General features: G+C 67.1%; 16 protein-coding genes and 1 pseudogene. 14 read left to right on the forward strand and 3 right to left on the reverse strand.

Going from position 1 to position 22,388, the window contains the following annotated elements:
* Positions 1 to 72: 72 nt before the first annotated feature.
* The gene (locus tag C7402_RS02945; protein ID WP_116609550.1) at positions 73 to 765 is read left to right on the forward strand and encodes a response regulator; all 693 of its coding nucleotides are present in this window, start codon (positions 73 to 75) and stop codon (positions 763 to 765) included.
* A gap of 37 nt (positions 766 to 802) precedes the next feature.
* On the opposite strand, the gene C7402_RS02950 is transcribed toward C7402_RS02945, so the two are convergent.
* Complete coding sequence (locus C7402_RS02950; RefSeq protein ID WP_112172016.1) at positions 803 to 1,888, reverse strand: AI-2E family transporter; 1,086 nt, start codon at positions 1,886 to 1,888, stop codon at positions 803 to 805.
* 76 nt (positions 1,889 to 1,964) lie between these two features.
* Positions 1,965 to 4,856, reverse strand: a complete 2,892-nt coding sequence (uvrA, locus tag C7402_RS02955; protein ID WP_116609551.1) for an excinuclease ABC subunit UvrA — start codon at positions 4,854 to 4,856, stop codon at positions 1,965 to 1,967.
* Positions 4,857 to 5,084: 228 nt separating this feature from the next.
* Here uvrA and C7402_RS02960 point away from each other — a divergent pair, with 228 nt between their 5' ends.
* From C7402_RS02960 to C7402_RS02985, 6 genes are all read left to right on the forward strand, one after another.
* A complete protein-coding gene (locus tag C7402_RS02960; protein ID WP_372460511.1) occupies positions 5,085 to 6,290 on the forward strand; it encodes an MFS transporter in 1,206 nt (401 codons plus the stop codon).
* A 136-nt stretch (positions 6,291 to 6,426) separates the two neighbouring features.
* A complete protein-coding gene (locus tag C7402_RS02965) occupies positions 6,427 to 6,966 on the forward strand; it encodes a single-stranded DNA-binding protein (protein ID WP_112172013.1) in 540 nt (179 codons plus the stop codon).
* 341 nt (positions 6,967 to 7,307) lie between these two features.
* Positions 7,308 to 8,975, forward strand: a complete 1,668-nt coding sequence (hcp, locus tag C7402_RS02970; RefSeq protein ID WP_116609552.1) for a hydroxylamine reductase — start codon at positions 7,308 to 7,310, stop codon at positions 8,973 to 8,975.
* A 17-nt stretch (positions 8,976 to 8,992) separates the two neighbouring features.
* Positions 8,993 to 10,048, forward strand: a complete 1,056-nt coding sequence (locus C7402_RS02975; protein ID WP_116609553.1) for a 2Fe-2S iron-sulfur cluster binding domain-containing protein — start codon at positions 8,993 to 8,995, stop codon at positions 10,046 to 10,048.
* Between the two features lie 159 nt (positions 10,049 to 10,207).
* The gene (locus C7402_RS02980) at positions 10,208 to 10,876 is read left to right on the forward strand and encodes a helix-turn-helix transcriptional regulator (RefSeq protein ID WP_116609673.1); all 669 of its coding nucleotides are present in this window, start codon (positions 10,208 to 10,210) and stop codon (positions 10,874 to 10,876) included.
* On the forward strand, positions 10,873 to 11,844 hold the full coding sequence (locus C7402_RS02985) for a threo-3-hydroxy-L-aspartate ammonia-lyase (RefSeq protein ID WP_112172010.1): 972 nt from the start codon (positions 10,873 to 10,875) through the stop codon (positions 11,842 to 11,844). The genes C7402_RS02980 and C7402_RS02985 overlap by 4 nt, the downstream gene beginning before the upstream one ends.
* A gap of 38 nt (positions 11,845 to 11,882) precedes the next feature.
* On the opposite strand, the gene C7402_RS02990 is transcribed toward C7402_RS02985, so the two are convergent.
* A complete protein-coding gene (locus C7402_RS02990) occupies positions 11,883 to 12,767 on the reverse strand; it encodes a LysR family transcriptional regulator (RefSeq protein WP_112172009.1) in 885 nt (294 codons plus the stop codon).
* A 125-nt stretch (positions 12,768 to 12,892) separates the two neighbouring features.
* On the opposite strand from C7402_RS02990, the gene C7402_RS02995 reads away from it, so the two are divergent.
* From C7402_RS02995 to C7402_RS47355, 7 genes and pseudogenes are all read left to right on the forward strand, one after another.
* Positions 12,893 to 14,203: an MFS transporter gene (locus C7402_RS02995; RefSeq protein ID WP_116609554.1), complete on the forward strand. Its 1,311-nt coding sequence runs from the start codon at positions 12,893 to 12,895 to the stop codon at positions 14,201 to 14,203.
* Between the two features lie 276 nt (positions 14,204 to 14,479).
* Positions 14,480 to 15,121: a response regulator gene (locus C7402_RS03000; RefSeq protein ID WP_116609555.1), complete on the forward strand. Its 642-nt coding sequence runs from the start codon at positions 14,480 to 14,482 to the stop codon at positions 15,119 to 15,121.
* Positions 15,118 to 15,915 carry a response regulator gene (locus C7402_RS03005; RefSeq protein WP_244314722.1) on the forward strand — a complete coding sequence of 266 codons (798 nt, stop codon included), beginning with the start codon at positions 15,118 to 15,120 and terminating at the stop codon, positions 15,913 to 15,915. Before C7402_RS03000 ends, C7402_RS03005 begins: the two co-directional genes overlap by 4 nt.
* 54 nt (positions 15,916 to 15,969) lie before the next feature.
* Entirely contained in the window at positions 15,970 to 16,653 is a 684-nt protein-coding gene (locus C7402_RS03010) for a response regulator (RefSeq protein WP_116609556.1), read from the forward strand.
* Between the two features lie 270 nt (positions 16,654 to 16,923).
* Complete coding sequence (locus tag C7402_RS03015; protein WP_116609557.1) at positions 16,924 to 17,658, forward strand: aquaporin; 735 nt, start codon at positions 16,924 to 16,926, stop codon at positions 17,656 to 17,658.
* A gap of 65 nt (positions 17,659 to 17,723) precedes the next feature.
* Positions 17,724 to 19,775, forward strand: a pseudogene (locus C7402_RS47570) (transporter substrate-binding domain-containing protein); the annotation flags it as partial.
* A gap of 541 nt (positions 19,776 to 20,316) precedes the next feature.
* A complete protein-coding gene (locus tag C7402_RS47355; RefSeq protein WP_244314723.1) occupies positions 20,317 to 22,269 on the forward strand; it encodes an ATP-binding protein in 1,953 nt (650 codons plus the stop codon).
* Positions 22,270 to 22,388 lie beyond the last annotated feature (119 nt).

A 22,388-nucleotide genomic window follows, 5' to 3' on the forward strand; every position in this document is an offset into this window, starting at 1 on the left:
CGGCATCACGATCAGAATCAGAAACCTGAGCGACAACGGAATAAGAAAACGTCGCCACACCCAACCATCCCCATGACCATCCGCATTCTGCTCATCGACGATCACACGCTCTTTCGCTCGGGCGTGAGCGCGCTCTTGCAGCGCCAGCCCGACCTCGAAGTGGTGGGCGAGGCCTCGGACGGCGTAGAGGGCGTCAAGCGCGCGAAGCAGCATGTGCCCGACGTCATCCTGCTCGACCTGAACATGCCGGGCCTCTCGGGCCTCGAAACGCTGCAACTGCTGGTGGAGGACCTGCCCGACACGGCGGTCGTGATGCTCACCGTTTCCGAGGACGCCGACGAACTCACCGCCGCCATGCGCGCGGGCGCGCGCGGCTTCCTGCTCAAGAGCATCGACGCGGACGCGCTGGTGGCCGCGATCCGCAAGGCCGCGAGCGGCCAGCCCGTCATCACCGAGCACATGACGGCCAAGCTCGTCGAGCAGATGCGCAAGCCCGCGCAGCCGAGCGCTCCAAGTGTGCAAAGCGCGGCGCGCACGAGCGCCGATGCGCTCACGGCGCGCGAGCGCGAGATCGTGCGCGAACTGGCGCGCGGCGCGAGCAACAAGGAGATTGCGCGCACGCTCGACCTGGCGGAGAGCACGGTGAAGATTCACGTGCGCAACATTCTGCGCAAGCTGAATCTCTCGAGCCGGGTGCAGGTGGCGATTTATGCGGTGGGACAGGACGGCATGGCGGGCGCAACGGGCGAGCGGGGCGGCAACTGAGGCCGCCCGCCCGCGCCGGGCGCAGGCGGAAGGCGGCTCAGACGAGCCGCAGATAAATCAGCTCGCGCTTCATATAGGCGTAGAAAATGGGCGCGGCGATCACGCCCTGGATGCCGAACGCGGCTTCCATCACGAGCATCGCGACGAGCAGCTCCCACGTGCGCGCCTCGATCTGGCCGCCCACGATGCGCGCGTTCAGGAAGTATTCGAGCTTGTGGATGACGATGAGGAACGCGAGCGCCGTGACGGCGGCCGGCAGGCTCACGGTGAGCGCGATGGCGACGATCAGCGTGTTCGAGATCAGGTTGCCGATCACGGGCAGCAGGCCCACCACGAAAGTCACCACGACCAGCATCTTCGCGAGCGGCAGCGGCGCGTGAAAGAGCGGCAGCACGAGCAGCAGGAAGAGGCCGGTGAACACCGTGTTGATGGCCGAGATCTTCACCTGGGCGAACACGATGCGGCGGAACGCGTCGGCGAAACGCGAGACGCGCGCGACGAACGCCGTGGAAAGCGGTAGCCGCGTGGCGTTCTTCTGCGCGCCGATGGCGATGATCGCGCCGATGATCATGCCGATCACGATATGCCCGAAAATGCGCGCGGCGTTCTTGCCGCCCTGGCCAAGCTGGGTGGCGTGCTCGTGCATGAGCGCGAGCGCCTTGAGCTTCATCTGGGCGACATCCACCGGCAGATAGGCGGCGATGGATTCAGGAATGCGACTGCGCGCCTGGTCGACGAAGGTCATCATCTGCGCCATGACCTTCTGCACGCTCGGCACGTCGTTCTCGAACTGCTCGATCACGCCCACCGTGAGGCCCGTGAGCACGCCCACGATCACGATGGAGACCAGCACCACCGAAAGCCAGCGCGCGCGGCTGCTCGACATGCGCCGCTCGATGAGCGGCGAGATGGTGTGGACCAGCTGGAAGACGAGCATGCCTGCGAGCAGCGCGCCGAGCAGGTTCAGGTGCAGCACCGCCCACATACCGGCGAGCGCGGCCATATAGCTGCCGATCTCGACTGCCGAAAGCTTCGGCAGGCTCATGTCGCTCGTGAGCCTGACCGGCCTTGGCCGCAGATCGCGCACCTGTTTATCTTCGGTCGCTTCGTTGCGCTTGACCATTTTCGGTGTATTCCGTCCCCAAACCACGGGGACGCAAGCGTCCCCAACCCGTTGTTGCCGCAGCTATTTCTACTGCTTACTTTCCCGAAGCCGTGTCGAGTGTGGCCATCTGGCGCTTGAGCAGCGGCGCGAGATAGCGGCCCGTGAAGCTGGCCTTCGACTTCGCCACCTGTTCGGGCGTCCCCTGGGCCACGATCTGCCCACCGCCCGCGCCGCCTTCCGGACCCATGTCCACGATCCAGTCGGCGGTTTTGATGACATCGAGATTATGCTCGATGATGACCACCGTGTTGCCCTGATCGCGTAGCCGGTGAATCACTTCCAGCAAAAGTGCGATGTCGTGGAAGTGCAGGCCCGTGGTCGGCTCGTCGAGTATATACAGCGTGCGGCCCGTGTCTCGCTTGGAAAGTTCGAGCGAGAGCTTCACGCGCTGCGCCTCGCCGCCCGACAAGGTCGTTGCCGACTGGCCGAGGCGGATATAGCCCAGGCCCACGTCGAGCAGCGTCTTGAGCTTGCGCGCCACCACCGGCACCGCCTTGAAGAACTCGTAGGCGGATTCCACCGTCATGTCGAGCACTTCGCTGATGTTCCGGCCCTTGTATTGAATCTCCAGCGTCTCGCGGTTGTAGCGCTTGCCGTGGCAGACGTCGCAGGGCACGTACACATCGGGCAGGAAGTGCATTTCCACCTTGAGCACGCCGTCGCCCTGGCAGCTTTCGCAGCGCCCGCCCTTCACGTTGAACGAGAAGCGGCCCGACTCGTAGCCGCGCTCCTTGGCCGCCGGCACGCCCGCGAACAGCTCGCGGATGGGCGTGAAGAGACCCGTGTAGGTGGCCGGATTCGAGCGCGGCGTGCGGCCGATCGGCGACTGGTCGACGTTGATGACCTTGTCGAAGTGCTCCATGCCCTCGATCGCCTCGAACGGCGCCGGTTCCGCCGACGATCCATATAGATGCTGCGACACGGCGTGATACAGCGTGTCGTTGATGAGCGTGGACTTGCCCGAGCCCGAAACGCCCGTCACGCAGGTGAGCAGGCCCACCGGCAGATCGAGCGTCACGTGCTTGAGGTTGTTGCCGTACGCCTCGACGATGCGCAGCCGCCGCTCGCCGGGCTCGATGCGCTCGTCCGGGTAGTCGATGCGGCGTGCGCCCGAGAGGTACTGGCCCGTCATCGAGGCCGGATCGTGCTCGACTTCGGCCGGCGTACCCTGCGAAATCACCATGCCGCCGTGCTCGCCCGCGCCCGGCCCCATGTCGACCACGTAGTCGGCCATGCGGATCATGTCCTCGTCGTGCTCGACCACGATCACCGAATTGCCGAGGTCGCGCAGATGCTTGAGCGTGGAGATGAGGCGGTCGTTGTCGCGCTGGTGCAGGCCGATGGAGGGCTCGTCGAGCACGTACATCACGCCCGTCAAGCCCGAGCCGATCTGCGAGGCGAGGCGGATGCGCTGCGCCTCGCCGCCCGAAAGCGTTTCGGCGCTGCGTTCGAGCGAGAGATAGTCGAGCCCGACGTTGTTCAGGAACATGAGGCGCGCGACGATTTCCTTGACCACCTTGTCGGCGATCTCGCGCTTCGCGCCTTCGAGGTGCAGCGTCTGGAAGTAGCCGAGCGTGTCGCGCAGCGGCCAGCCGCTCACCTCATAAATGGCGCGCGCTTCTTCACCCATGCCGATGCGCACGAAGCGCGCTTCCCGGCGCAGGCGCGTGCCTTCGCAGTGCGGGCAGGCCTGATTGTTCTGGTACTTCGAAAGCTCCTCGCGCACGGCGGCCGAGTCGGTCTCGCGGTAGCGGCGTTCGAGATTCGGGATGATCCCTTCGAAAACGTGCTCGCGCACCGAAGTGCGGCCGCGCTCGTTGATGTACGAGAACGGGATCTCCTGCTTGCCCGAGCCGTAGAGCAGGATCTTGCGCACCTTCTCCGGCAGATCTTCGAACGCGGTGTCGATGTCGAAGTCGTAGAACGCCGCGAGACTTTGCAGCATCTGGAAGTAGAACTGGTTGCGCCGGTCCCAGCCCTTCACGGCGCCCGCCGCGAGCGACAGCGACGGGTGCGCCACCACGCGCTTCGGATCGAAGAACGTGATCTGGCCGAGACCGTCGCACTCGGGGCACGCGCCCATCGGGTTGTTGAACGAGAAAAGGCGCGGCTCCAGCTCCGGCAGCGAGTACGAGCAGATCGGGCAGGCGAACTTCGAGCTGTAGAGGTGCTCCTTGTTCGTGTCCATTTCGAGCGCGATGGCGCGGCCGTCGGCCAGACGCAGCGCGGTTTCGAACGACTCCGCGAGGCGCTGCTTCATGTCGGGGCGCACCTTGAGGCGGTCCACCACCACGTCGATGGTGTGGCGCTCGCTCTTCTTGAGCTTGGGCAGCGACTCGACCTCGTAGATCTTCGCTTCCCCTTCGTTGGCCGTGCCGCCGCCCGAGCGCACCCGGAAACGCACGAAACCTTGCGCCTGCATGTCGTCGAAAAGCTCGACGTGCTCGCCCTTGCGGTCCGCGATCACGGGCGCGAGGATCATGAGCTTCGTTTCCTCGGGCAGGGCGAGCGCGGCGTCCACCATCTGCGAGACGCTTTGGGACTTCAGCGGAATCTCGTGGTCCGGGCAGTAGGGCGTGCCGATGCGTGCGTAAAGCAGTCGCAGGTAGTCGTGAATCTCCGTGACGGTGCCGACCGTCGAGCGCGGGTTGTGCGAGGTGGCCTTCTGCTCGATGGAAATAGCCGGCGACAGACCCTCGATCAGGTCCACGTCGGGCTTCTCCATCAGTTGCAGGAACTGACGTGCGTAGGCCGAGAGGCTCTCCACGTAGCGGCGCTGGCCTTCCGCGTAGAGCGTGTCGAACGCCAGCGAGGACTTGCCCGAGCCCGAAAGCCCGGTGATCACCACGAGCTTGTGGCGCGGCAGGTCCAGATTGACGTTCTTCAGGTTGTGGGTTCGGGCCCCACGGATACGGATCTGTTCCATGAACCTGCGGGAGAAAGGGAAACCAAACCTGCTACTATAACGACTTTTCCAGACCGCCGTTACGGCTTGCTGACGGTCTTTGAAAGGGCCCGGAGCGGCAAGTGCAAGGGCCTCGAAAGAGGCGCGTCAGGGAGCGTCCGCCTGGTCCGCGCGTGGTCCGGTTTGGTCCGGTCTTCAACGTGCGGGCAGTTGCGGTCAAAAGCAGCAGCCCAAACCCACAACGCTCCGATGTCCTCCAACTCACCCGCTACTTCCTCACGCATGAGCGCGCCCGAACTGCGCGCGACCGTATCGCTCGCGGCGATCTTCGCGCTGCGCATGCTGGGTCTGTTCATGATCATGCCGGTGTTTTCCGTCTACGCGAAAACCATTCCCGGCGGCGACAACCTCTTGCTGGTCGGTATCGCGCTCGGCGCGTACGGCGTCACGCAGTCGCTCCTCTATATTTTCTACGGCTGGGTGTCGGACATGGTGGGCCGCAAGCCCGTCATCGCCGCCGGTCTCATCATCTTCGCGATCGGCAGTTTCGTCGCGGCCGGCGCGCACGACATGGTGTGGATCATCGTCGGGCGGGTGATTCAGGGCATGGGCGCCGTGTCGTCGGCGGTGCTCGCGTTCATCGCCGACCTGACCGCCGAGGAGCACCGCACCAAGGCCATGGCGATGGTGGGCGGCTCGATCGGCATGTCGTTCGCCGTGGCCATCGTGGGCGCGCCCATCGTGTTCCACTGGCTCGGCATGAGCGGCCTGTTCACGCTGGTCGGCGTGTTCTCGATTCTCGCGGTGGCTGTGGTGATCTGGGTCGTGCCCGACGCGCCCAGCAAGCCCGTGCACGTGCGCGCCCCGTTCGCCGAGGTGCTGCACAACGTCGAACTGCTGCGCCTGAACTTCGGCGTGCTCGTGCTGCACGCCACGCAAACCGCGCTCTTTCTCGTGGTGCCGCGCCTGCTCGTGGATGCGGGCCTGCCGGTCGCCTCGCACTGGAAGATTTACCTGCCCGTCATGGGCCTCGCGTTCGTCCTGATGGTGCCCGCCATCATCGCGGCGGAGAAGCGGGGCAAGATGAAGGCCGTGCTCGTTTCGGCCATCGGTCTTATCCTGATCGGCCAGCTGTTGCTCGGCTCGCTCGCGCATACACTTGTCATTGTGTCGGCCGTGCTGTTCGTGTACTTCCTTGGCTTCAATATTCTGGAAGCGTCGCAGCCCTCGCTGGTTTCCAAGCTCGCGCCGGGCAACCGCAAGGGCGCGGCCACGGGCGTGTACAACACCACGCAGTCGATCGGGCTCGCGCTCGGCGGCGTGGTGGGCGGTTATCTGCTCAAGCACGAGGGCGCGAGCGCGGTGTTTTACGCCTGCTCGGGACTCGTCTTGTGCTGGCTTATAATCGCGGCCAATATGAAGGCGCCGCCCAAGCGGGCCTCAAGTCGAACCTGAGCGAACCAACAACGGTTCACAGCAACGCAATTCGCGGAGGCGGTCCGCGACCGGTGAAGGCGCCTGATACATCGGGCGCTCGCCGGCGCGTACCGCGCGGCCGCTCCTCGCAACGGAATCAAACAGGAGAATATTCATGGCATCCGTGAACAAGGTGATCCTCGTCGGCAACCTCGGCGCCGAGCCGGAAGTGCGCTATCTGCCGAGCGGCGACGCCGTGGCGAACATTCGCCTCGCGACGACCGACCGCTATAAGGACAAGGCGTCCGGCGAGTTCAAGGAAATGACCGAATGGCACCGCGTGGCGTTCTTCGGCCGTCTGGCCGAGATCGTCTCGGAGTACCTGAAGAAGGGCTCGTCGGTGTATATCGAAGGCCGGATCCGCACGCGCAAGTGGCAAGCGCAGGACGGCACCGACCGTTACTCGACGGAAATCGTCGCCGACCAGATGCAGATGCTGGGCGGCCGCAGCGGCGGCGCGTCGGCAGGTAGCGACATGGGCGACGACGGCGGCTACAGCCGCGAACCGTCGGCGCCGCGCGGCGGCGGCCGTGCCGCAGGTGGCAACAGCGGCGGCGGTGCGCCGCGTTCGAGCGGCGGTGGCGCGGGCGGCGGCCGTTCGAGCGCGCCGGCCGGTGGCGGCTTCGACGAGATGGACGACGATATCCCGTTCTAAATCGTCCGAACGAATCTGCCGGACCTGAAGCCCCGGCTCGACCGCATGGTCGAGCCGGGGCTTTTTCATTCGCCGGTGCGCACCAGGTGACTCTGGCAAGCCGGGCGAGCCGGGCGCAATGCGCGATGTACCGCGACCCGCTGCGACGTTTGCGCCCACTTGGGCGTTTGTGCGCCGGAACCGGCGCTTTTTCTGATTTTTGTCACGGCAAAACTCCCGTCGGCGAGTCACCATAAAAAAGATGCATTTAATTTGCATCTTACAAGAGAGCGCAGGTCGATCCCACAGCGTACCAGGCGCTCAGACCATCGCCGTGATCCCCACAAGGAAAGGAGCAAGCCGTGTTTTGCTATCAATGTGAACAGACCGACCGTACCCAGGCCACACCGGGGTGCGCCTCGGCCAAGGGCAACTGCGGCAAGGACGCCACGACCGCCGATCTGCAAGACCTGCTGATCTACGCGGCCAAGGGCATCGCACAGTACGGCGCGCTGGCGCGCAGCCTCGGCAGCCCCGATCGCGAAGCCGACCGCTTCACGCTCTACGCGCTGTTCACGACGCTCACCAATGTCAACTTCAACGCGAGCCGTTTCGTGGCGATGCTGCGCGAGGCCGCCCAGCATCGCGACCGCCTGAAGGCCGGCTGCGCGGCGCTCGCGCTCGCGCAAGGCGTGGCCGTGCAAGAACCGGCAGGCCCCGCGCAATGGCAGCCGGGCAAGGATCTCGCCGAACTCCAGGCGCAGGCCGCGAGCGTCGGCATCCAGGCCGGGCTGCCCGCCGTGGGCGAAGACGTCGTGGGCTTGCGCGCGCTCGTGCTCTACGGCTTGAAGGGCGTGTGCGCCTATGCCCATCACGCGCGCGTGCTCGGCTACGAGAGCGAAGAAGTCTATGCGGGCGTGGAGGCGGCACTGGTGTTTCTCGCGAGCGATCCCACCCAGGCCGGCGACCTGCTCGAACATGCGCTCGCGCTCGGCAACCTCAATCTGAAGGTGATGGAACTGCTCGACGCGGCGAACACGGGCCGCTTCGGTATGCCCGAACCCACCGCCGTGCGCGTGACGCCGGCCGCGGGCAAGGCGATTCTCGTCTCGGGCCACGATCTCGGCGATCTGGAGGCGCTGCTCGAAGCGACCCAGGGCACCGGCGTGCAGATCTACACGCACGGCGAAATGCTGCCCGCCCATGCTTATCCGAAGTTCAAGGCGTATCCGCATCTCGCCGGCAACTACGGCGGCGCCTGGCAGGACCAGCAATCGGACTTCGCGAACTTCCCCGGTCCGATCCTGATGACGTCCAACTGCCTGATCGAGCCGCTGCCGCAGTATCGCCAGCGCATCTTCACGACCGGGCCGGTGGGCTGGGCCGGCGTGCGCCATCTCGAACATCACGCGTTCGCGCCGGTCGCGCAGGCCGCGCTCGCGCTGCCGGGCTTCCGCGAAACGGCGCCCGAGGAAACCATCACCATTGGCTTCGCACGCAACACGGTGCTCGGCGTGGCGGACAAGGTGATCGACGCCGTAAAGGCCGGCCAGATCCGCCACTTCTTCCTGATCGGCGGCTGCGACGGCGCGGCGCCCGGCCGCAACTACTACACCGAGTTCGCGCAAGGCGCGCCCGACGACACCGTCGTCATGACGCTCGGCTGCAACAAGTACCGCTTCAACCGCCACGAGTTCGGCGACATCGGCGGCATTCCGCGCCTGCTCGATCTCGGCCAGTGCAACGACAGCTACTCCGCGATCCAGATCGCCGTCGCGCTTTCCAAGGCGTTCGACTGCGGCGTGAACGACCTCCCGCTCACGCTCGTGGTGTCGTGGTTCGAGCAGAAGGCCGCGGCAGTGCTGCTCACGCTGCTCGCGCTCGGTCTGCGCAACATCCATCTCGGACCGACGTTGCCGGCCTTCCTCACGCCGAATGTGCTCGACATCCTCGTCAAGCAGTTCGGCATCTCGCCGATCGGCGACGCGCAAGCGGACCTGAACGCGGCGCTCGCCCGCAAGGCCGCCTGAGCGGGGGAGCGAGTGTCATGAGTTATCAGATCGAGCTCACCACGCGCGACGGTCAGGCGTTCGGCTTCGCGTGCGAGCCGGGGCAGGACGTGCTGGCGGCGGCCGCGGCGGCGGACATCACGCTGCCGTCGCAGTGCCGGCGCGGTAGCTGCGGCGCGTGCCATGCCACCGTGACCGAAGGCGCGTATACGCTCGGCGAGCACAGCGCCGACGCGTTACCGGCCGACGAGCCGCGCGCGGTCCTGCTGTGCCGAACGACGCCTTCGGCCGACCTGCGCGTGGCCGCGCCGTACGACCACACGAAGGTGCTGCTCCAGCCGGTGGCGGTGCGCGCGGCGCGCATCGTTGCGCTGGAGACGATCGCCGACGACACGCGCCGCCTCGAACTGCATCTCGAGCCCGACGACGCCAGCGGCAGCGCCGCCGAATTCGAAGCGGGCCAGTTCGTCGAGCTGGCGTTGCCCGAGGGCGGCGTGCGGCGGCCGTTCTCGCTCGCCAACACGAGCAACTGGGAAGGGCGGCTGGAGTTCCTGATCCGGCTGCGGCCGGAGGGCGAATTTTCGGCGTACCTGCGCGAGCGCGCGCAGCCGGGCGACCGGCTCACCGTGCACGGCCCGCAAGGCGGCTTCGGCCTGATCGCCGACAGTCTGCGTCCGCGCTGGTTCGTGGCGGGCGGCACCGGCCTCGCGCCCGTGCTTTCGATGCTGCGCCGCATGGCCGACTACGGCGAGATGAACGATGCGCGGCTTTTCTTCGGCGTGAATCGCGAGAGCGAGCTTTTCATGCTCGACGAACTCGATGCGCTGCGCGCGGCGCTGCCGCAGTTGCATGTCGAGCTTTGCGTGCGCGAGCCGGACGATGCCTGGGAGGGTGCGCACGGCACGCCCGTCGATGCGCTCGCGGCCGGGCTCGCGGCCGTGGCAACGTCGGTGGCAACTTCGGTGGCAACGTCGGCGGCGATGCCCGACATCTACGTCTGTGGTCCGCCCGCCATGGTGAGCGCCGCGCAGGCGGTGGCGGCGCGCTCGCGCGTGCCGTCCGCGCAGTTCGTCAGCGAGCGCTTCACCGTTTGAGCGGGGCGCAGCGTCTTGCTTCGTGTTTTTCCCGTGTCAGTGTTGACCTCGCCTTCGGGCGAGGTTTTTTTTCGCGTGCCGGGTGACCTGGCGTGACGCAGCCGACGTGAACCAGAAGAGATTGACATTCAGTCATAAACTGCCAAAATGTCCAATATCATGAAGCTATCCCGTGAAACCTGTTCCGGCCAGCCCGGCGACGAAAACGCGCTGCTCCTGCGCGAGGGGCGCAAGATCGTCGAGGCGCTCGGCCAGACGCTCGCGCCGCTCGTCGAGGTGGTGCTGCACGACCTCACGCGGCCCGAGCATTCGGTTGTGGCGATCGCGAACAACCTGTCGGGTCGCCAGGTGGGCGACGCCGCCACCGAAATGGGCGTCGCGCGCATCACCGACCCCGGTTTTCCCGAGGTCGTGCCGAACTATCCGAATCGCTTTCCCGACGGGCGTCCGGCCAAGAGCACCTCGATCGGGCTGAAAAACAGCGCGGGCGAATACGTCGCGGCGCTCTGCCTGAACATGGACGTGTCGTTGCTCGGCGCGGTGACGGCGGGCCTCGGCCAGCTGATCCAGACCGGCACGGCCGCGCCCGTGACAGAAACGCTCGCGCCGCGCGGCGCGGGCTGCGTGCGCGAGGCGCTCGAACGCTTCGCCGCCGCGCGCAATACGACGCCCATCGGCATGACGCTCGCCCAACGCCGCGAGGCCGTGCGCGAGCTCGCCTCCGGCGGCCTCCTGAACCTTCGTCATGCGCTCGCCGACGTGGCCGCCACACTCGGCGTCGCGCGCTCGACCGTCTACACCTACCTGCCAGCCGAAGAACGACCATGAGCACTCTGCCTATCACCTTCGAAGACGTCGCCGCCGCCCACGAACGCCTGCGTGGCGTCGCGCACCACACGCCGGTTCTGACCTCGCGCACCGCGAACGAACGCACGGGGGCGCAGCTTTTCTTCAAGTGCGAGAACCTCCAGCGCATGGGTGCGTTCAAGTTTCGCGGCGCGTATAACGCGATTGCGCAGTTCACGCCGGAGCAGAAGGGGGGTGGCGTGATCACGTTCTCGTCGGGCAATCACGCGCAGGCGATTGCGTTGTCGGCACGCCTGCTCGGCGTGAAGGCCGTGATCGTGATGCCGCACGACGCGCCCTCGGTGAAGGTGGAGGCTACGCGCGGCTACGGCGGCGAGATCGTCTTTTACGATCGCTACACCGAGGACCGCGAGGCGCTCGGCCAGCGGCTCGCGGCAGAGCGCGGCCTCACGCTGATTCCGCCCTACGACCATCCGCACGTGATGGCGGGGCAGGGCACGGCCGCGAAAGAGCTGTTCGAGGAAACGGGTGAGCTCGACCTGCTGCTCACGCCGCTCGGCGGCGGCGGGCTGCTGTCGGGCTGCGCCACGGCCGCCCATGCGCTCGCGCCCGCGTGCACCGTGATCGGCGTCGAGCCCGAGGCCGGCAACGACGGCCAGCGCAGTCTGCAAAGCGGCGAGATCGTCCATATCGACACGCCGAAGACGCTCGCCGACGGCGCGCAGACCCAGCACCTCGGCAACTACACCTTCGCGGTGATCCGCGAGCGCGTGAGCGAGATCGTCACGGTGAGCGACGCGGAACTGGTCGAGACGATGAAGTTCTTCGCAAGCCGCATGAAGCTCGTGGTCGAGCCCACGGGTTGTCTCGCGGCGGCGGCGGTGCTGCACGGCAAGGTGGACGTGCGCGGCAAGCGCGTGGGCGTGCTCATCTCGGGCGGCAACGTCGACCTGCTGCGCTTCGCCGAGCTGGTTCAGGCAGCGGGCTAAGCTACCCGGCCGCGCCGCGCCCCGCTGCGCCCGGCGCGTCAGCCCAGCAGTTCGGCAAGCGCCGCGCGCGCGTTCGTCACGTGCGCGGCTTCGCCGGGCCGGGCCGGCAGCAAATGGAATTCGGCCGCGGGCAACACCGGCAATCCGAACGAGGCCGGGCAGGGCATCACCCCTTCGCCGATCGCCGATTCGTTCAGGCACGAGATGCCCAGGCCGGCCTTCAACGCGAGTTGCAGGCCGGCCACGCCCGACGCCGAGTGCGAGATCAGGTACGGCATGCGCGACTCGTCGAGCAGCTTCACCACGCGGCGCTGCAACTGGCAGGTGGCGGGCAGCAGCACGAGCGGCCAGGGCGGCGTGAGCGCGGGCCGCTCGCGCAGCGTTTGCGCCGCGCCGACCCACAGGAGTTTCTCGCGCCGGATCACCGTGCTCGGGCGCGCGCCGCCGGCGCGGCCGCCTTCCTCGACGAGACGCAGCGAGAGTCCGATGTCGAAGGCGTTGCCGTCGGCGGTGCTGTCGATTACGGCGCTGGGCAGCACCGTCACATGCAGGCGCAAACGCGGGTGCTGGCTCGCGAAACGCCGGATGATTTCGGCCACGTCGTGTGGACGGTAGTAGTCCGTGATGGCGATGCGCACCTCGCCGTCGAGCGTACGCCCGAGCATGTCGTCGAACGCGGCGTCGCACAGCGCCACGATGCGGCGCGCGTGATCGAGCAACTTCGCGCCGGCCGGCGTGGCCGACATGCCCTGCTTGCTGCGCACGAAAAGCGGCTGGCCCACGCGCTCCTCGAGCTTCTTCAACTGCTCGCTCACCGACGACTGCGAAAGAAACACCCGCTCCGAGCCCGCCGAGACGCTGCCCGCCTCGGTAACGGCGATAAACGTGCGCAACTGCGCGAGGTCGAAACCGCGTGCGTTCATGAACAGTTGTCCTTGCTGGTTTTGACGATTCGGAATTTCCGAATCGATCGATAGGATTTTCCCGCTTTTCCGAAGGATGGTGCGCTTCTACGATGCCCCCAGTCAATCGTTTTCTGGAGGGCGTCATGAGACGCATGGCAGCGCGCGGTGCGACGCATCGCTGGAAGGTGTTAGGGGTGGGCGTGGCGGCCAACGCCAGTTTTGCCGCGGCGCTCGGCGGCATTCCCGCAACCGGGGTGTTGATCCGTTCGGGCTACCACATCGGCACGGCGGAGCTGGGTTTCGTGCTGGGCATGCTCGGGCTCGGCATCGTGCTGAGCGAACTTCCCTGGGGACTCCTGACAGATCGCTGGGGCGACCGGCGCGTGCTGCTCACGGGGCTCACCACCACGGCGCTCGCGCTGCTCGCCATGGCGGCATGGGGCGCGCCGGCAGGCGTCCATGTGCCGGGTCCGAAAGCGCTCGCGGCGGGCCTGCTCGCGCTTGGGCTGCTTGGCGGCAGCGTGAACGGGTCGAGCGGGCGCGCGGTCATGGCGTGGTTCGCCTCGCACGAGCGCGGCCTTGCGATGAGCATCCGTCAAACCGCCGTGCCGGCGGGCGGCGGTCTCGGCGCACTCGTGTTGCCCGCGCTCGCCGAGCATGCGGGCTTCGCGGCTGTGTTTGGCGCGCTCGCCGCGATGTGCGCGGTCTCCGCCGTGCTTACGATCATCTGGCTGCACGAGCCGCCGCGCGAACTCGATGGCGCGCGCGCTCCACAGGCGCAGGCCCAAGCGGAACTCGCCGTTTCGCCGTTGCGCCGCGTGGCGGTGTGGCGGCTCGTGATGGGTATTGGCGTGCTGTGCGTGCCCCAGGTGGCGGTGCTTTCTTTTGCGAGCATTTTCCTGCATGACGTGGGGCATGCGGGTACCGTGGCTGTCAGCGCGACGCTGGTGGCCGTGCAGGGCGGAGCGGCCTTCATGCGCGTTTGGGGCGGACGCTGGACCGACCGCCACGGCAACCGGCGTACCTGGCTGCGCGGCAGCGCGGCGCTCACCGTTGTGCTTTTCACGCTGCTGGCCGCGCTGACGGCTGTCACGGCGCAGGCGCACCACGCGAGCGGTTGGCTCGTCGTGCTGCTCGCGAGCTTGCTCGTGCTGGGCGGCATTGCGGCTTCCGCATGGCACGGCGTGGCGTTCACCGAACTCGCTACGCTCGCGGGCAACGGCCGCGTCGGCAGCGCGCTCGCGATGGGCAATACCGGCGCTTTCCTCGCGTTCTGGGTCGCGCCCTCGGCGATTCCGATGCTGTTGTCGTGGTTCGGGTGGGCCGCCGTCTGGGTTGCGGCCGCCCTGTGCGCGGCGCTGGCGTGGCCTGCCTTTGCCAATCCGCGTGAGCGCAATGGCGTGGAGCATGGCGGCCCGGTGCGCCAGCGGGTCCGGCCTCGAGCCGCCGCTTGATAGCTGGCCGATGGTCGGTCGATAGCCGGTCGATACTGGCGCCCTTCAGATTTATCTCAATCAAAGTTGAGATGCGCGCAATTTCTCTCGGAAAAGTCGATCAAAATACATAACACATGCGAAAGGACTGCTTAAGATTCATTTAACCTTTCGGAAATCTCCGATTTCGAAGGATGGGATTCAATGGTCAGATAAACGACCTTGCTGACGTTGCGGCTTGCCGGTGCACCTGTGCGGCGCTGGCGCGGCGTCACCCCACCTCAAAGGAGATTCAGTGTGAAGCTACGTGTCGTTCTGGCGGACGATCATCCATTCGTTCTGCTTGGCGTTCGCTCCGCACTCGTCGCCTGCGGCGATATCGAGATCACAGGCGAAGCGTGCGGCGCAAGCGAACTCTTCGAACTGCTCAAAACCGTGCCGTGCGACGTGGTGGTGACCGACCTCAACATGCCCGCGGCCAGTGGCGAGGCCGAAGACGGGCTACGCCTCGTGCGCCGCTTGCGCCATGACTGGCCTGACATTCGCGTGGTCGTGCTGACCAGCGTGGCGAACGCCGCCATCCTGCGCGCGGTGGCGCACACGGGCGTGACCGCCATGCTGCGCAAGAACGAACCGCTGGACGGACTCGCGGGCATCGTGCACGCGGCGGGGCAGGGCACGGCCTGGATCAGCCCGGCCATCGAGCGTGAGCTTGCGAGCGCGGACGGCGGGTCCATCATGCGCGTGCCGCGTTTGACGCCGCGCGAATCGGAGGTGATCCGCAAGTTCGCGGGGGGCAGCTCGATTACCGAAATCGCGCGCGCGCTCGACCGCGACGTGCGCACGGTGAGCCGCCAGAAGCGCGAAGCCATGGCGAAGCTGGGTGTGAGCAACGACGCGGGACTCTTCGCCTTCGTGAGGGCGCACGGACTGTTATGAATCTGCCTTCTTCCCCGCCGGCGCATGGCACTGCCACGCACCTGCCGCCTCTGCGCACCATGCGCGAGAACGGCGAGCCGCGTGTCGGCCTGTCCGGCGCGGGTGCCGCCGCGGCACACGAAGCGCCCGATCTCGCGGCACCCGTGCGCGTGATCGTCGCGGACGATCATCCGCTCGTGCTGTACGCACTGGAAAGCCTCCTCGCCAACTATCCAAACCTGCAACTCGTTGCGCGCGCCCAGAGCGTGCCCGAACTCTTCGAAGTCGCGGCGCAGCACAGCTTCGACCTCGTCCTGATGGACCTCTACATGGCGCTGCCCGGCGAAATGGACGGACCCGAGGCGATCCGCGCGTTTCGCGTCCAGTTTCCGCAGAAGGCCGTTGTCGTGCTGACGATGGAAAACGACGCTTCCGTGTTGCGCAAGACCATCGACCTGGAGGTGAGCGCGGTGCTCAGCAAGCGCGACCGTCTCGACCTCATTCCTGTTGCCATCGTTTCGGCCATGGCGCGCGAGCACTATGTCGGCCCGGTCGTGCGCGACCTGCTTGCGGAGGCGGCGCGTACCGAGCGGCGCGAAGAAGTGCATCGTATCCTCACGCGGCGTGAGTTCGAGGTGCTCACGCACTATGCGAGGGGACTGGGCGTGACGGAAATCGCCGGTTTGCTCGGGCGCAGCGTGAAGACGATCAGCGCGCAGAAGTGCGCCGCCATGAAGAAGCTCGCGCTCGGCAACGACATCGAGCTTTATCGCTTTGCCGTGGAATGCGGCGTGACGCAGGTCGAGCCGGCCTGAGCGCGTGCGTTCATACGCATTCACCCTTTCATTCAATTGCACGCAGATTCTTTCATGGCTGGCAGCCACGGGGTTCGAAAGGAGGACTCGCGCGCGGCGAGCCCCTTGCGCGTGATCGTTGCTGACGACCACGCATGTGTGCGGCTCGGCGTGGCGAACCTGCTGCGCGCAACGGCGTGGGCCGTCGTTGTCGCCGAAGCGGACGACACGCTTGCGCTCGTCACACAGCTCGACCAGGTCGACTGCGACGTCATCGTCACGGATCTCTGCATGCCGGGTCTCGACGGCGAATACAGCTCGCTTGCCGTGTTGCGGCGCCTCGCTCGCGCCCCGTGTGCGCCGGCGATCGTCGTCCTGACCATGGTGTCGACGCCGCAGATTCTGACCGGCTTGCTGCATCACGGGATCGACGCGATTGTCGACAAGCGCGACACGGCACTTGCGCTTCTTCCCGCACTCGCTGCGGTGCGCGCCCGTGCACCGTTTCTGTCAGAGCGCGTGCACGAAGTGCTGGCGCTGGCCGGCGCGGCGTGCGCACCCTGCGCGGGTGTGCCGAGTGCGCGCGAGTGGGAGGTTTTCCAGCTTTACGCGCAGGGCCTGTCCATCCGTCAGATCGCACACCGGCTCGAACGCAGCGGCAAAACCATCAGCGCGCAAAAGCGCAGCGTGATGCGCAAGCTCGGCCTCGCCACCGAGCGAGACCTCATCCGTTTCACGACACAGGTCGGGCTCACGTGATTCACGTGCGAACCTGATGCGTTTCAGATTTTTCAGTCGCCCGGCGGATTTTCCCTTCCATCGTTCAAAGCAATATCCGGCGCGTTTTAAGAGTTGTCCTATCTGATTGCCGAGATCGTCTCCCCATAATTTCTAGCTCGACGCGCGGTCCGTCAGATATTGCCGCTCCGGCAATGCGATCGATGAGCGCGCCAGTCGGAAAAGGTGTAGCGAGCCAGCAACCGGTCCGACGGCATCCGCGCGAATTCCTGATGGACACGGAGAAGAACGATGAAGCTCGGTAAGCGTTTGGCGGTCGAGGGCGCGGGCACCGCATGGCTCGTGTTCACGGGCTGCGCGGCTACGGTGCTCAGCGCGAGCCTGCCGGCGCAGGGCTGCAACGTGCTCGAAATGGCCGCCGCATTCGGTTTCGCGCTGACGGTAGCGAGTTACGCGGCCGACCGCGCGGCGAGCGCGCACTTCAATCCGGCGGTCACGATCGGCTATGCGATTTCGCGGCGCTTTCCCGTGCGCGAGGTCGGGCCGTATATCGCGGCGCAGACCATCGGCGCCATTGTCGGCGCTGCGTTGCTCATTCGCGTCGCGAGCGGCCGGCCGGGGTTTTCCGTCGCGGTTTCCGATTTCGGCAGCAACGGTTACGACGATCATTCGCCGAGCGAGTACACCCTCGCCGCCGTGTTCGTGCTCGAACTGGCCGTGACTTTCGCATTTGTCTTCGTGCATTTGCTGATGTCGAGCACGGCTGCGCGTCGCAAGGCGGCGCCGATCGCGGCAGGCGTATGCCTCGCCGCCATTTATCTGGTGGCCATTCCGGTGAGCAACGGCGGCTCGAATCCCGCGCGCTCGACCGGCCCGGCGCTTTTCGTCGGCGAGTGGGCGCTCGACCAGCTTTGGCTCTTCTGGGCGGCGCCGCTGTTGGGAGGCGCCGCGGCCGGCGTCGTGTACCGGTTGGTGAGCCGCCAACAATCCCATGTCTTATCCGCGCCGCTGCGCGACGGCGTCTGAATGCCCCGTATGCCTTGCGCCGTGTGCCGCGTCGTGTGTTGCCCCGTGTGCCGCGCCGTGTGCCCATGAAATCAATTATCCGCATCGCCGGCCCGGGCGCGCGCCTTGCCGCATGGTGGCGCGTTGGTGTGCTCGCGTGCGCGCTCGCGCTCGGCACGCTGGCGGCGCACGCCGCACCTTCGTGCGAGCCGCCTGGCGAATCCGTCGAGCTCGCGCGCGAAGTGTCCACGGCGTTGCCGCCGCGGCTCGTCGTCGGGGTGGTCGCGGGGGGCTGGGCACCGCTCGAGGTCTTCGACGGCGCCACGCTCACGGGCTTCAGCGCCGACTATCTGCATCTGCTGGCGGGCGCGGGCGTGAAACTGCAACCGCGCATCTTTGCGGATATGCCCGCGTTGCTCACGGCAGCCTGTGCGGGCGACATCGACATCGTCATGAGCCTCGCGCGCACGCCGTCGCGCGAACGCTGTCTCGCCTTCACGGTGCCTTATCTGAACGGCACGACGGCATTCGTCACGCGCGCGGGCAAGGGAGCGCTCGCGACCCAGCCCGCGCGCCTCGCGCGCGCGACATTCGCGGTCGAGCGCGGCTATGCACTCGAATCCGCCTTGCGCGAGCGCTTTCCCCAGGCGCGCATCGAAACGTTCGTGAGCACGCCGGCCGCGCTGCATGCCGTCGCCCTGGGCAGCGCGGACATCTACGCGGGTTTCGCGCCGGTGGCACGCTACCAGCTCTCGCTGGAAGATTTTCGCGACCTGCGTGTCGCCTTCGAGGAGCGCGACCGTATGCGCGAGTTGCGCTACGCCGTGCCGGTGTCGAAGTCGGTGCTGCGCGATCGGCTCGACCTGCTGCTGGCGGGCGTGCGGCCCGCTCCGGCGGCGGCCGTGCGTGCACGCTGGCTCGACGGCGGCGCGCGCCAGGACGCCGCGTCGCCCTCGTTCAGCCTGAGCGCCGACGAACGCGCGTGGCTGCGCACGCTGCCGCCGCTGAAGGTGGGCTACGACACGGCGTGGCTGCCGTTCAGCTTCACGAACCGGGACCGTGCGCCCTCGGGCATGGCCAACGACTATCTCGACTATCTTTCCCGCACCCTCGGCATCACCTTCGAGCGTGTGCCGTTCTATCCCTGGACGAAAGCCGGGGACGCCATGGAGCGTGGCGAGATCGCGCTTGCCGCGACCTCGGTGAACGACGGATCGATCGGCGCCGGCACGCTCTATACGGAGTCCTTCGAACACTATCCGCTCGTGATGGTGGGGCGCCGCGACGAGCCGATGGCGCGCTCGCTCGCCGACTTCACGGGCCGCCGCATCGCGCTCGCGCCGCACGCGCCCGAACTGGAGGCGTTGCTGCGCGTGGGGCGCGGCAATCCGGTTGGCACGCATGCAGTGCGCGTGGGCAGCCTCGATGAAGGCCTCGCGATGGTCGCGCGCAACGACGCCGACGTGCTGGTGGGCAACGCCGCTGCGCTCGACGTGCCGCTCAGCGCCGCCTACCTCGACACGCTGAAGGTGCTGGGCGCGGTGGGCGTGGACGACTCAACGGTCTTCGCTGTGCGTTGCGACCTCGCGCCGCTCGCGCGGCTCATCGATCGCGCGCTCGGGGCGATGTCGCCCGTCGAGCAGCAGCAGATCCGCAACCGCTGGACCGCCGCCACCGCCACGCGCTCCGGCGGCTGGAGCGTGAACGCGCTGCGGCTGCTGCCGCTCCTGATCGTTTCCGCCGTGCTGCTGCTCGTCACGCTGCGCGCTTACGTGTTGTTGCAGCGCGAGATGCGCCGCCGCCGCCGCGCCGAGCAGGTGCTCGCGCGCCAGGTGGAGTTGCAGGACACGATGATGGAGATGATCCCGTATCCGCTCGGCGCCCGGGATCTCGAAAACCACTATCTCGCGCTCAATCGCGCCTACGAGGAGGCGACGGGCTTGCAACGCGCTGCGGTGCTTGGGCGCACGGGCGCGGCCGTCAACGCCTGGGGGCCCGAAAACAGCCTGCGCATGGACGAGCTCTACCGGCTCACGATCGCCGAGGGCGAGAGCCAGCGGGTCGAGCTGATCTTCGAAAGCGCGGCGGGCGAAGCCCGTCACGGCATCTTCTGGACGCGCCTGTGCCGCGACCTGCAAGGCGCGCCGTTCTGCGTGCTCGGCACCATGATCGACGTCACCGACATTCGCCACGCCGAGTTGCGCGCGCGAGTCGGAGCGGCTGCTCTCGGATGTCACGGCTTCACTGCCGGCCATCGTGTTCCAGTTGCGCCGCGCGCCGGACGGCCATTACTCGTTTCCCTATATCGGCGGCGACACGCAGCGGCTGCTCGGCGACACCGCCGACGCGCTCCGCCACGCCAGCTCGGTCGATCTCGCGCGCGTGCACCGGCACGACCGCGCGCGCCTCGCTTCGCGGCTCGAACGCTCGGCGCGCCGGTTCGTGCCGGTGCATGCCGAGTTCCGCTTTCATGGCGCGGCGGGCCTCGTGTGGGTGCGGGCCGAATTCGCGCCGCGCTGCGCCGACGACGGCGCGATCGTCTGGAGCGGCTATGCGGTGGACGCGAACGTCGAGCATATGCGCGCCGACGAACTCGAACATGCGCGAGACATAGCCGAGGCGGCCTCGCGCGCGAAGGACGATTTTCTCGCCATGATGAGCCACGAGATCCGCACGCCGATGAACGGTGTGCTCGGCCTCGTGGAGGTGCTCGAGCGCACGCCGCTGAACCTCGACCAGACGCAGATGGTCGGCATGGTGCACGAGTCGGCGGGCGCGCTGCTACAGATTCTCGACGACCTGCTCGACTACTCGAAGATCCAGGCCGGGCACCTCGTGATCGAATCGCAGCCGTTCGACGTACGCGGGCTCGTCGACAACGCGGTCGGCCTGCTCGCCGCGCGTGCGCACGAGAAGGGGTTGAAGGTGCGCGTGGACGTGGAGCCGGGCGTGGCGGCGCTTCTGCGCGGAGACAGCGTGCGGCTGCGCCAGATTCTCTTTAACCTGCTCGGCAACGCCATCAAGTTCACGCCGGCGGGCGATGTGAGCGTGCACGTTGGCGCGCGCGATCTGGGTGAGCGCGGCGGCCGTGGCGACGGGCCGGCTTGCCAACGGCTCTCGGTTTCGGTGACCGACACCGGCATCGGCATCGCCCCCGAGGCTCAGGCGCAGCTCTTCGAGCCCTTCGTGCAGGCCGAGACTTCGACCACGCGGCGCTTTGGCGGCACGGGTCTCGGTCTCACGATCTGCCGCAAGCTCGCGGCGCTGATGGGCGGGACGCTCGAGTTGCGCAGCGAACTCGATCGCGGCACCTGTCTCACGTTGCATATCGAATTGCCGGTGGAGACGCGTTCCTGCGTGGCGCGCGGGCTGCGGGGCAAACGCGCGCTCGTCGCGTGCGACGAGGAGAGCGAGGTCGCCGCGTTGATGCACTTTGGCATCGCGCTCGGCATGAAGATGCGTCGTGTGGAGCCCGCGCACCTCATGCGCGCGGCGCGGGCGGGGCAGGCCGATCTGGTGTTCGCGTCTGAAGCGCTGGCCGGGGAGTTGGGCAAGCTCGGTGCCCCCGTGCTTTGCCTGACCGAGAACCCGAAACCGAGCGGCTACCGCGTGGCGGAAAACGGCGTGCGCGTGAGCGTCAATCCGCTGTCCTGGCGCGGCTTGAGCGCGGCCTGTGCGATGGCGCTGGCTGGCCTGCCGGTCAAGGCGGCGGTGCCGCCGCGACCGGCAGCCGACGCCGAGACCACGCTCCCCACACCCGACCGGGAAAAGGAGCTGGCGGCCGGCCGTCTCATCCTCGTTGCGGAAGATCATCCGGTGAACCAGGAGTTGATTCGCCATCAGCTCGCGCTGATCGGCTTTGCATGCGATGTCGTCGACGACGGTGCACAGGCGCTCGAAGCGCTCGCCGGCTGCGAATACGGCTGCCTCATTACCGACTGTCATATGCCGAACGTATCGGGCTACGACCTTGCGCGGCGCGTGCGCGAGGCGGAGCGCGAAACCGGTGGCGGACTGCATTTGCCGATCGTCGGCATCACCGCGAATACGGCGCCCGAGAACATGAGCCAATGCCGCGAGGCCGGCATGGACGATTGCCTCATCAAGCCCACGCGCGTGGCCACGCTGCGCGAGCATCTCGCGCGCTGGTTCGGCGTGGAGGGCGTGCAGCGCGCGCTGCTCGACGACGCCGCGCGCGACGCGCTCGCGCAAGGACCGTCGGCGGGTGCCGGGATTGCATCGGGTTCCGGTTCGGGTGCGCCGGGCGAGCGCTCCGCAAGCGCTCGTCCGTTCGAACCACTCGATCTCGCGCACATGATCCAGGTCTGGGGCGGTGAGGCCACCGTCAAGACGCTGCTCGGCTCATTCGTCTCCGCCATGCGCGACGATCTCGAAGCGTTGCCGCCGCTGCTCGAACACGTGGATATCGAGCGCTTGCGCGAGTGGCATCATCGGCTCGCGGGCGCCGTGGGCGTGTTGCAATATCCTGCGCTGCTCGCCGAGCTGGAGACGTTCCGCAGTCATATGAACAGTCACACAGCCGCGCAATTGCGCGAAGAGGGCTATGCGCTCATTCGCACCTGCCAGGCCATGCTCGGCGGCATCGAGCAGCAGGCCGCATTGCTCGCATGAATGGGGCGCATGACGCATACGTCATGCGCAGCGCGGAAAACAGGCGAAAAAAAACGCGGCCGAAGCCGCGTTCAAGGTTGGAGACCCTTCAATGAAGAGTCACTTCTCGCATTTCCTAG

It is taken from the genome of Paraburkholderia unamae (assembly GCF_003096875.1).
GTDB classification, from domain to species: Bacteria; Pseudomonadota; Gammaproteobacteria; order Burkholderiales; family Burkholderiaceae; genus Paraburkholderia; species Paraburkholderia unamae.